Origin of the sequence: Paraburkholderia lebeckiae, assembly GCF_050436225.1 — a bacterium.
Taxonomy (GTDB): Bacteria; Pseudomonadota; Gammaproteobacteria; order Burkholderiales; family Burkholderiaceae; genus Paraburkholderia; species Paraburkholderia tuberum.
The window spans coordinates 1869965-1881677 of record NZ_JBNDLU010000001.1 but is presented as its reverse complement, the minus strand read 5'-3'; the positions used below and the strand labels follow the sequence as shown (position 1 = coordinate 1881677).

Below are 11713 nucleotides of genomic sequence, written 5' to 3'. Positions count from 1 at the left end.
GGGTAAGCGTTTCAAATTGACTTCCCATCATTCGTCTTTAAAGGATGAGGCTGTCATACGCCGGTTCGCGCCGGTGTTCGCCGACGGTCCGTAAAGGGGCGCTGGCGGCCTCACCGCAACTCCATTCTGCGGAGATCGCCGTATGTCACGCCTGACCCCTCCGTCTTCCGCACGACGCATTCCGGGCGGCGTTCTGTCCGCCACGCTGTGCTTGCTCGCATTGCTGTGCACGGCCTCGCGCGCCGCCGAACCGGTCCTGAACGAGCAGGACATCAACGAGCAGTCGGTGACGCGCGCGCTCGAGCCCGACCAGTCGAGCGAGTCGGGCGAGAACGTCGTGACGCGCGGCTTCGTGCTGTCGAACAAGCCGCCGTCCGCCGCGCCGCGCCCCGCGCCCGCGAGAAAACCCGCCGCGCAAATCCTGATCACGTTCGCCACCAATTCGGCCACGCTCACCGACAGCGCGAAGGCCGCGCTCGACAAGGTCGCCGGTGCATTGCAGTCGGAGAAACTCGCGGCGTACCGGTTTCGCGTCGAAGGGCATGCCGATCCTCGCGGGTCGCCCGATGCCAACATGAAGCTCTCCGAAGACCGTGCGGCCGCGGTGGTCGAATATCTGACGCGGAAAGACGGTATCTCGGCGGAGCGGCTATCGTCGCTCGGCAAGGGTTCCTCCGATCCGTTGAACAAGCGCAATCCGACGGCGCCCGAGAACCGTCGGGTGACGATCGTCACGGTCACGGATTAGGCGCTTTCGAGGTTGCGACCGATGACACGTTATCGCGTGTATTGCGACGTGGCGACGGGTGTGGCGCTGCTGTTCGCGTGCGTCACCACGATCGCGCTCGCCGCGGGTCCGCAGGATTCGAACAACGCCGCCGACAGACCCGCGGCCGTCGACGACGACACCGGAGCGGTGCGCTTGCCGCTTGCCCGGCTCGCCGCCGCGTTGGCCCCCGACGCGCGCCTGCAACTGTTCACCGTGACGGACCAACCCGGCCTCCATGTGATGCAGGCGGCCAGCCTCGAGCAACAGGGCGCGATGTTCACGCGCGTGGTGGCATTGCTCGAACGCCGCGATATGCCGCGCGACCGCGTGGTGTCGGCGGCGGCCATCGCGGCTCACGCGCGGCGCTTTGGCACCGACCCCGCCGGGCTGACGGCGGGCAACAACTTCAGCGCGGAGGAGTTGACGCATTTTTTCGAACTCGCGCGCGAGCAGGGCGTGGTGCTGAACCAGGGCGAGCGCATGTTGCAGACGATTCTCGTGCGATGGCGTTTGATTCGCGAGGAGCAGGGAACCTGGAAAGCGGCGAACGCACACGATTTTCTGATCACCATTCCCGGGCTGGGTCGCGCGCCAGGCGGCGAGACGATCGACGCCACCGTCAGGGCCGCGATCCTCAGTCACGAATTGGGCCATTGGCAGTACTTTTCGGACGGCGCCTACGCACGTGCGTGCCGCGCGTTCTGGTGGCAGGTATTGAGCTTCGAGGAGCGCGCGGAGTTGACCCGGCAACTGGAGAATCTCGGCTACGACCCGAGCGACCGGATCGTGATCGATGAGATGCAGGCCTATTTGCTGCATACGCCTGCGCGCTATATGCCGATCATCGACACGCCGGGACCTGGCGGCGTCGATGTCGGCAAGGTGCGGCGGCGCTTGCAGGAGGCGGTCGCGAGAGCGGGCGGATAGCAGGACGAAGCGAGCCGCGCGAACCGCGCGACACACGCTGTCGAGGTGACGCATGACGGATTACGCAGAACTCAACCGCATTTTGCCGCGCCTGTCGCACGCGCATGCGACCGCTGCGTTTAGCGACGAGGTGGCCCCGCTGCTGGTCGCCCTGTGGGCTGATGATTATGTTCGGCGCGTGGCATCGTGCGAATTGCTCGAAACTTCCGTGGGCCAGTTTTCATATCTGTTCGATATGACGACCGAGCGCCTCATTGCAGCGTGGGGAATCAGTCAGGGAAAGAGTACGGTGGCGCGCAAGGAAATCGCGACGCGGATGCGCGGACATCCGCTCGCCAACGGCGGGACCTATCACCGGGGGCACGCCATTCCGCACACGCTCGGCGGTTCGACCGATATCAACCTCGTGCCGCAGCTGGGCAAGATCAATTCGGGGCCGTTCCGGGCGTTGGAACGACTGGCGGTCAGCCATGCGGGAGCGCTTTACTTCACCTACTGGCTGTACGGGCCGGGCAATAGTCAGGTGCCCGTTGGCGTGGAGCAGGGGCTTCTGATGCCGGGGGCCACTGCGTGCACGTTCAAGCTGGCGACGTTTGGGAATTGAGGCAAGCGCGGCGGTCCGCAAAAAACAACGCTATGCGCGTCTTTTTGAAAGCTGCGCGCCGCGATTGGGGAAATACGCCGTGTGTCGGCCTTCGTCGGTTAACCCCTCGACGAATCGGACCGTCTACGATAAACAGTACCGCAGACACCGACGTAACGGACCCCGATGATGCCATCCGCTCGCCGTTTCCTCGTCATGCTGGCGTCAGCCTTCCTGCGCGCACGCGCGGGCGGCGCGCTGGCGCTGTTTGCGTCGGCGGTGCCGCTCGCCCACGCGGACGTCGTCGTCTCGTTCGCCGAGAGTCCGGTGTCGGTGATTCGCGGCGCCTCGCTGTATCGGACGGGCGAAGGCGCCAGGCTGCGCGACGACGACATCATCGAAACCGACGCCGGCAAATCCGCGCAGCTCGAAGACGGGGCGGGGACGCTGATCGCGCTCGGGCCGCAAACGCAAATACTGCTCAAAACGCCGTCGGCGCCGCAAAACGCCGCGGCGGGGCCACTGCGAATCACGATGCTGAGCGGCTGGCTCAAGGTTGGCTGCAACGTGAGCGCAGGCGCGCAACCGCCGCTGTCGATCGAGCTTCACGGCCTCGACATCAAACCTTCAGGCAATGGTCCGTGGTCGGTCGTCGCGATGACCACCGGCGAGCGCGCCGCAATCTTCGCGGAGTCCGGAGATGACGCGATCGTCGTCGTTCGCGCCCCTGCCCAGGCGCCCAGGCAAATTCTGCACGCGGGCCAGTACCTCGAGCGACATGCCGACGGGCCCCTGCGCGCGCAAGCGCGGCCATCCGCGGAGTTCATCGGCACGATGCCGCCAGGCTTTCGGGACCCGCTGGTCGGGGTGGCGGGACGGCTCGCGAGCAGGCACGAACTTGCCGCGCCACTGCGCGCCGTCGATTACGCCGACGTCTCCGACTGGCTCACGAGCAGCGTCAGCGAGCGTGCCACCTTCGTCAAACGCTTTGTGCCGCGCCTGAAGACTGCGGCCTTCCGCGCGCAGGTCGACACCCATCTGGACGTTCTGCCGGAATGGCGGCCGATTTTGCATCCGCCGCCGCCACGCCCGGCGAGCGAGCCACACAAAAGGCCCGCGCAAGCGCCGCCGCTAGCGCGTCCGGAATCCGGCGCCGGATCGTTGTACCGGGACAAACCCACGCCGGACGACGCCGACGACGCGCATTGACATACCATGCACCACCAGGCGTTGACTCCCTTGCAACCATTCGCGTGGAGCGTCCATGAACCTGTCGTTGACTCTGAAATTCAATCTCGCCTTCCTCGTCGTGTTCGCCGCGGGATTCGCCGCGACGGGTTTCGTGGCCGACCGGGTGTTGCAGGAAAACGCGGTGCAGACAACCGTGCGCGACGCGAGCCTGATGATCGAAGCCGCTACCGCAGCGCAGAACTACACGTCCGATCAGGTGACGCCGCTGCTTGCCACGCAGATCAAATACGCATTCGTCCCGCAGTCGATTCCCGCGTATTCCGCCGTCGAGAGCCTGCTCGCGATCCAGAAGAAGTTTCCGGGCTTCTCGTACAAGAGCGCGATGCTCGATCCGACCAACCCGCGCGACCGCGCCACGGACTGGGAGACCGATGTGATCCGGCGCCTGCATGACCACCCCGAATTGCCCGAACTGATTGGCAAACGCGCGACGCCGTCGGGCCCCAGCCTGTACATCGCGCGGCCCACCCGCATCGACTCGGCCGCGTGCCTCGAATGCCACAGCACGCCCAGCGCGGCGCCGCGCACGATGATCGACAAATACGGGCCGGCGAACGGCTTCAACTGGCCCCTGCATGAGACGATCGGCGCCCAGGTCGTGTCCGTGCCGATGTCGCTGCCGCTGGGACAGGCGCACAGCGTCTGGCGCACGTTCATGCTGTCGTTCGCCGCGGTGTTCGGATGCGTGCTGATCGCGCTGAACCTGATGGTGCATTTCCTCGTGACGAAGCGGCTCAAGGCTTTGTCGCGCGCGGCCGACGAAGTCAGTCTCGGCAAGCTCGACACCGCATCGTTTTCGACGCGCGGCGGCGACGAAATCGCCTCGCTCGCGGTCTCGTTCAACCGCATGAAAACGAGTCTCGTCGAAGCGCTGCGGATGCTGGGAGCGTAAGCTGGCGTGATCGGCCAGGCGCCCCTCGACCGGAACCCGAATGAGCAACGAAGCAACGCCTACGCGCATTGGCAAGTACCGCATCGACCGCGTGCTGGGGAGGGGCGCCATGGGCGTCGTCTATCTCGCGTTCGACCCGCACCTGGAAAGACCGGTGGCGCTGAAAACCGTGCGTCGCGAACTGCTCGCCGGCGAGGACACGAGTGGCGACATGCTGCTGCGTTTTCGCAACGAGGCACGCGCGGCCGGTCGGCTCGCGCATCCGAACATCGTCACGGTCCACGATTTCGGCGAAGACGGCGATACGGCTTATATCGTGATGGAGTACGTCGCCGGGCATGGCCTCGATACATTGCTGGTGCCGGGCCACGCGTTGCCGCTGTCGGAGGCTTTCCACTGGCTCGCGCAACTGCTCGCCGCGCTCGCGTATGCGCATGAGGCCGGCGTCGTGCACCGCGATATCAAGCCCGCGAATCTGCTCGTCACGGCGGCGGGGCTTCTGAAGGTCGCCGATTTTGGCGTCGCGCGCATCGGCTCATCCGCCACCTCGTCCGGGTGGATGATCGGCACGCCGAGCTATATGTCGCCCGAGCAGTTCGAGGGCGAATCGGTCGATGCCCGCGCGGACCTGTTCTCGGCCGGCGTCGTGCTGTACCGCATGCTGACCGGCCGCCAGCCGTTCGTCGGCTCGCCGGCCACGATCAGGCAGAAGATCATCAAAGATGCGCCGGTCCGGCCATCGGAAATCGTCTCCGCGTTGCCGCCGGCGCTCGACGCGATGGTCGCGAAAGCACTCGCGAGGCGGCCGGACGACCGCTTCGGTTCGGCCGCGGAATGGCTCGCGAGCTTGAGGTCGTTGGCCGTCTCACCGGCGGCGGCCGACGATGACCGGACTATCGTGACGCCGTCCGCGTATTGGTCCGCGTCCGCTTCCTTGCCAGCGCATGCAACGGGCGTCGACCCCGCACCTGTGCCTGTTGTGCCTTCGGCGCCGCCGAGTTGGCCGCCTGGGATGCTCGCGCGCATCGAACGCCAACTCGCGACCCAGATGGGCCCGCTCGCGAGCCTTCTGGTGCGACGCGCGGCCACCCAGACGAACGACCTGCCGACGCTCGGCGCGCAGCTGGCGGCGGCGTTGCCGGACACGGCGCGGCTTGAATTCGAGCAGGCCTTCGCGCGGCTGACGGCTGGCTTGCCCGATATGTCGATGGTCACATCGTCATCGCCGGGCTCACGCGTCGCGACGGCTGCCGCAAGGGTATCGGCTGTATCGCCCGCGAGCGCTGCGGGTACTTCATCAGACAGTGCGATCGATCAGGCCAGCATCGATGCCGTCGCCGTAAAACTGGCCGTCTATCTGGGCCCGATCGCGAAGATGATCGCCAGTCGCGAGGCGCGGCATGCCGCGAATTTCGACGAGTTCGTCCAGCGGGTCGAGGACTGCATCACCGACCCCGCGCAACGCCGTCGATTCCGGCACGATGTTGATTCGTCCAGTTAGCCCACAGCGCCGATGGAGAGGCCTGCGTCATCGTATGTAGGTCGAGGCCGCCAATCGCGGATTGCGCCCGGTCGTCGCGGAGCTGTTCGTCAGTTGGAGCAGTAGCTGGTTGCTCCCGCTGCGGACAAAGGCACGAAGCTTTCGCACTGAACCAGATTCTCCGCATTCATCGGCTTCGTCAAAAAGAACCCTTGCACGTAGTCGCAGCCTGCGTCGCGCAGCGCATGCAACTGTTGATTCGTTTCGACACCTTCGGCCGTCACTTTGATGCCGAGTTCGTGCGACATCTGAATGATGCCCCGAACGATCGAGGCGGCCGCCGCGTCGCGGCCCAGCCGGGCCGTAAACGAGCGGTCGATCTTGACGATGTCCGGCGAAAAATCGGCCAGATAACGCAGGCTCGAGTACGCCGTTCCAAAGTCGTCGATGGCGATGCGCACGCCAAGGCGCTTGAGCGCCATCAGCGTTGTCTGCACGAGTGAGGGGTTTTCCATCAACGCGCTTTCTGTCAGTTCGATCTGGAGGCAGTGCGGCGGCACCCGATGTTTTCGTAGCGCCTGATCGACTATCGCGACAAGCGAGTCATCTCTGAGCTGACGCGCGGACACGTTCACCGACATGGACAGCTCTTTCCTTCCGGCGGCCTGCCAGACGGCCAGTTGAGCGAGGGCGGCGTCCACGACCCATGCCCCGACTTCGACGATGAACCCGCTTTCTTCGAGGATCGGAATGAATCTGCCCGGACCCACCAGGCCTCGTGCTGGATGATTCCATCGAACCAGTGCTTCGACGCCTTTCACCGCCAGAGAGGCTGGCTCATGAATACCCTGGAAATGCAGCACGAATTGGTTCGACGCCAGCGCCGTGGGCAGATTGCACTCCAGTTCGAAATCGCCGAGCACATCGCTGGATGCTTCGTCGGCGAACCGGAAGCCGTTGCGACCGCCTTTTTTCGCCGCATACATGGCGATATCCGCACTCGTCAGCAGCGCCTCGTGATCGCGGCCGTGCTCGGGAAAGATCGATATGCCAATCGACGCCGTGACGAATGGCGCGGCGTGGTCTTTTCGAACGTCGCTTGAAAACAGGTTCAGCAGAGACTGCGCCAGGCTCGCCAACGTGGCCTTGTCGCTCTCGCCCCTGACGATCACCGCGAACTCGTCTCCGCCGAGGCGCGCTACACAGGCATCCGGCGGCAGCGCTCCCTGAATGACTTTGGCGATCTCCTGCAACAGACGGTCAGCGGCCGTATGGCCCAGCGTATCGTTCAGGACCTTGAATCGGTCGAGATCGACGAACATCAGACCGAAGGCGACGTTCTGCCTGCAAAGCGTCTTCATCTGGCGGATCAGCGCGCCCCGGTTAGCCAAACCTGTCAGGCCATCGGTGTGGGCCAGATGATCGAGCGCCGCGAGGCGTTCCTGTTCCAGCGTGATGTCCTCGCTGACACCGACGATGCGCACCACGTTCGCGGAGCCATCGCACACGGGATAGGCCGTGCTTCTGATCCAGCGCAGGCAACCATCCGGACGGCGGATGCGGTATTCGAAGCGACCTTCCGCCACCTCGGACGCGACGCGGTTCATCTCGGCGAGCAATGGCTCCAGATCGTCCGGCACCACGAGATCGAGCCACGCGGAAGGCCTGTTGCCAAGCTCTTGAGGCGTAATGCCGAACACGCTTTCGACACCTGCGCTGACATGATGACAGTGTTCAAAATGCGAGCTATACGAATAGAACACGAGCCGGACATGCAACTCCATTTCATGCATCAATTCATCGCGTTCGCGCAGTGTCTTCAACAGCTCGGATTGCTGGGTGACGTCCTCTGAAGCACAAAGCAACGCGCTCACCGCACCGTCGTTGCCCGCCACTGGCGTGAGCGTGGAGTTCCACCACCTGGTACGCCCCCTCGTCGTCGCGCAGCTTCCAGTGAACGATGTGCTCTTGCCGGAAACGGCGCCCGCCAAAGCCTTCTCGGCGGCCGTGCGGTCCTCGCCGGTCCAGAAAGCGAGCCAGTCCGCGCCGGATAGTTGCTCCGGTGACTCCGCTTCCATCAACATTGCGCCATGCTCCGACACCCGCAGCATCTTTCCGTCGGTAGCGAGCACCTTCAGGCAGTCGCGATTCGCGTGCAGAAGCCCGCTCGCCAGTGCGGTGGCGGCGCTTTGCCGTGCGTAATCCAGGCCGAGTTTGCGACGAACGATCGCGAGACCGGCGACGCCCGATACCATCGACAATGAGACACGCAGCGTAGCCGCCGCTTCGCTGACTGCTTGATGCACAAGAGCGCCGATGCCAACGCCGGCAACGACGGCAATGCAGAAACTCGACAACGGTATGGTCCTGCGTTGACCATACCGCGACAGAAAATAGGAAAGAAACTGCTGGTTGCGAGCTGACCAGCCATTGACGTGTGCATCGCTATCGACCCGGGTCTCGATCGGATTGCTTTTTTTAGGACGCGCAGCCGCTTTGAATCTCACGCTGTTCTCCGACTACCGGGTTGAGCGACGGCTCGAACGCTGCCAGCCGCCTCACTTTTATTATTACGGTAGGGATTCACAAAACTTTAATGCGGGGAAACGAGCGGGAACCGTGGTTCGCATGAGTTCGGGGCGGTTGCGCACCCATCAGCCCTGAGGGGGCTTCACTTGCGCGAACTGACGAATGCGCTCCGCAAGAGCGGGTACTCCCGAGTCGCGAGCCACGTAGTGAGCGACCTGCCGGGTGGCCAGATCGATGGTCACCTGATCGTCGGGGGTTTTCGTGTTGGGTCCGTCAACGGCGGGATGGTATTCGATACGCAGTTGCCTCGCGTTGGCGACGAGCCGTAAATAGCCGAAGTTGCGGTCGTCGTAGCTTTCGAGGACCACGGCATCCGTGTCTTTCGACGCAGCCTGGATCAGTTGCGGGGCGCGAAGGGGCGGCTGTCCGTTGGTGGTGAGTCGCTGCACGGCATGACCGCCGTTCCCGCAAACGATGTAAGGGATGTGGGTGCCATCGGAGCGGGTTCGCGTAAAGCGCTGATAGTTGTGCGCGTGTCCCGCGAGGTCGGCATGCGGCCAGATACCGACCTCATTGCAAACTGTATCGATCTGCTTTTGCATCTCGACACTCCAGCCATGACGGCCGCGCGCCACATAGGGCGGATGGTGATGCGCGAAAAGCAGGGCGCCTCGATAGTTCTCTTTCTTCACCCGCAATAACGCCGCTTTCAGGAACTTCAGCTGGCTGTTGCCGATGTGACGGTCCGCGATCACGCCTGGGTCCTCGAGCGTATTGCTGTACAACGCAATGATGCGCACGAACGGCGCCTCGAACGTGAAGAAAACGCCTGGCTGAATTTGCGTCGTCCGTGAGAGATTGCCCGCATCGGGAGAGACCTGGAAGCAGTCGGAGCAGAAGTTCCTCAGAAACGCCTGCAGGCTCTTTTCATGCTGCGACGGCGAAACCATTCCGTCGTGATTGCCGGCAGCGGCGAGAATCGGCGCATGATAGTTGCGGTACGGCTCGTAGAACTGATCGTAGTAGTACTGCGCTTCGCCAAAGCTGTAGACGATGTCGCCCAGCAGGAAGTTGAATTGCGGCACCTCGGCGGGATCGGCTTCGTCGAAGTCGCTGACCATCTTGTCCGAAACTTCATTCTGGGTGGCCGGACCTTTCGTACTGCCGCAATCGCCGGTGGCGTGAAAGACGATCTGTTCATTCGCACTGATCGTATCGAGGAGCTTCTGGTTGTTGTCCACCACCTCCGCAAACGTCAGCCGGGGCTCGGTGCCGCCGCGCGGTGGCGGAAACGGCAGCGCCTTCAGCTTGTGCTCGCGGTTCAGTTCGTCGATGACCTTGTAGGCTGCGGCATCGGATGCGTGCCTGACCACGAAAGTCTGCGGGTCCGGCGTGGGTTGGGGCTGCGAGAAAACGGGCGCGGCGAGAATCCTGTCGCTGCGGTTGCCGCGTGCGGCTGGCGATTCATCTGAACGCTTTTTCGGCATTTGCAATCCTCCTTGATCGTCGAACGGGAGCGGCCACGCTGTTGTCGGCAAACCGTCAGCATGTGACGGCGCTGGCGCGGGCCGGATGCACCGTTCAGACGAACCTGAAACGGGGAAGTTCAGATCCGCTTGCCGTTGCGCGACCCGTGCGGCCCAAATCGCGGCGCACCGCTGTTCCGTGCGAAAGCCGGGTTCGCGGTGGCACGCGTCTGTTATGACGGCACGAACACGCCCACGGCCGCCAGCGCCATCGCGAGCGTTGCGAGCCATCCTCCCCAGGCCAGCACGCCCTTGACGGCGAACTGTCCCATGACCCGCCGGCTTCGCGCCATCAGCATCATGATGACCATGATCGGCACCGCGGTAACGCCATTGATCACCGCGCTCCAGTACAGCGCGCGGATCGGGTCGAAATGCATGAAGGTGATGGCCACACCACCCAGGATGGCCAGTGCGATCACCGCATAGAATTCACGCGCGAGTGTCAGATGCAACGCGAGACTGCTGCGCCAGCGAAAGCTGCCCGCGGCGGCATAGGCGGCCGAGCCGGCGAGGACCGGCAGCGCGAGCAGGCCGGTTCCGATGATGCCGAGCGCAAACAGGACGTAAGCGAAGCGCCCGGCAAACGGCTCGAGCGCCCGCGCGGCATCGGCCGAGGTTTTCACGTCGATGTGATGCAGATGCAGCGTAGCCGCCGCCGTCAACATGATGAAGAACGCAATGAAGTTGGACACCCCCATGCCAACCCACGTATCGAAACGGATCCTTCGCAACTGCGCGGGCGCCTGGTGCGGTACGCGGCGCAACGGCGCCTGTTCCGGTGCCGAGCGCATTTCTTCGACTTCCTGCGACGCCTGCCAGAAGAACAGGTACGGACTGATCGTCGTGCCCAGCACCGCGACGACCATGGTCAGATAGTCCGACGTCAGCGAGATGCGCGGCAACACAACGGCGCGCGCGACTTCACCCCAGGGGATCGGAACGATGAATGCGACCGCGACGTACGCGAGAAGCGAGAGGGCGGTCCATTTCAGAATGCGCGCATAACTGTCGTAGGGGACAAAAATCTGCAGAACGACGCAGAGCGTCCCGAGGCCGACGACATAAAGGTGCTGCGGACCTGGCAGCAGCAATCCGGCCGCGGCGCCCATCGCCGACAGATCGGCGGCGATGTTGATCACGTTTGCCATGACGAGCAGGGCGACCGCGCCGTACAGCAGCCATGCCGGATAATGCGCGCGTATGTTGGACGCGAGGCCCTTGCCGGTTACCCGGCCAATCTGCGCGCTCACCAGCTGTATTGCGGTCATCAATGGATACGTGATCAGGATCACCCAAAGAAGGTTGAATCCGAACTGCGCGCCGGCCTGCGAATAGGTGCCGATTCCTGACGGATCGTCGTCCGCGGCGCCCGTGATCAGGCCAGGGCCCAGGCGTCTGATCCAGGATCGCTCCACGGAATCGCGTACGGCGGATTCCGGCTCGATCAATTTTTCGTCGTTCATATATGTGTCACCTCGCGGCAACATTTAGCAAGTCGCGGGCCCGGGCGTTCGTGCCAGCGTCGCGCGGCTTCGGGAGGCGGGCATAGGAATCGGCTGCACATCTTGGACGCGCTCGACGAGCGCACCGGCGAAGATGCGCAAGCCGCCTCCGCTGAAAGTGCGCGGAAATGCGGGTTTCTAAACGGGAGTAACGAACTTTGGGCCGCGCCGGCGGACACCGTCACGCATGGTGCGCAAGAGGCTTCGTCCGCAACTGGATCTCGTCGATCGCGTAAGGCAAGTCTTCGAGC

The 11713-nt window shown here is 63.8% G+C and carries 9 protein-coding genes; 6 read left to right on the top strand and 3 right to left on the bottom strand.

Going from position 1 to position 11713, the window contains the following annotated elements:
* The first annotated feature begins 142 nt into the window (after positions 1-142).
* The 6 genes from OKW45_RS08785 to OKW45_RS08760 all read left to right on the top strand — a co-directional run bounded on the left by OKW45_RS08785 (position 143) and on the right by OKW45_RS08760 (position 5923).
* Entirely contained in the window at positions 143-748 is a 606-nt protein-coding gene (locus OKW45_RS08785; protein WP_429467273.1) for an OmpA family protein, read from the top strand.
* Between the two features lie 21 nt (positions 749-769).
* Positions 770-1696: a hypothetical protein gene (locus tag OKW45_RS08780; protein WP_429467270.1), complete on the top strand. Its 927-nt coding sequence runs from the start codon at positions 770-772 to the stop codon at positions 1694-1696.
* Positions 1697-1748: 52 nt separating this feature from the next.
* A complete protein-coding gene (locus OKW45_RS08775; RefSeq protein ID WP_018422980.1) occupies positions 1749-2300 on the top strand; it encodes a DNA/RNA non-specific endonuclease in 552 nt (183 codons plus the stop codon).
* 165 nt (positions 2301-2465) lie between these two features.
* Positions 2466-3488, top strand: coding sequence for a FecR family protein (locus tag OKW45_RS08770; protein WP_429467269.1), 1023 nt, complete (start codon positions 2466-2468; stop codon positions 3486-3488).
* Between the two features lie 55 nt (positions 3489-3543).
* Positions 3544-4422, top strand: coding sequence for a c-type heme family protein (locus tag OKW45_RS08765; protein ID WP_429467266.1), 879 nt, complete (start codon positions 3544-3546; stop codon positions 4420-4422).
* A 40-nt stretch (positions 4423-4462) separates the two neighbouring features.
* On the top strand, positions 4463-5923 hold the full coding sequence (locus OKW45_RS08760) for a serine/threonine-protein kinase (protein WP_429467264.1): 1461 nt from the start codon (positions 4463-4465) through the stop codon (positions 5921-5923).
* Positions 5924-6012: 89 nt separating this feature from the next.
* On the opposite strand, the gene OKW45_RS08755 is transcribed toward OKW45_RS08760, so the two are convergent.
* The 3 genes from OKW45_RS08755 to OKW45_RS08745 form a co-directional block, all read right to left on the bottom strand.
* A complete protein-coding gene (locus tag OKW45_RS08755; protein WP_429467262.1) occupies positions 6013-8409 on the bottom strand; it encodes a sensor domain-containing protein in 2397 nt (798 codons plus the stop codon).
* A gap of 147 nt (positions 8410-8556) precedes the next feature.
* Positions 8557-9918, bottom strand: a complete 1362-nt coding sequence (locus OKW45_RS08750; protein WP_429467259.1) for a metallophosphoesterase family protein — start codon at positions 9916-9918, stop codon at positions 8557-8559.
* 212 nt (positions 9919-10130) lie between these two features.
* Positions 10131-11423 carry an NRAMP family divalent metal transporter gene (locus OKW45_RS08745; RefSeq protein ID WP_018422974.1) on the bottom strand — a complete coding sequence of 431 codons (1293 nt, stop codon included), beginning with the start codon at positions 11421-11423 and terminating at the stop codon, positions 10131-10133.
* Positions 11424-11713: the final 290 nt, after the last annotated feature.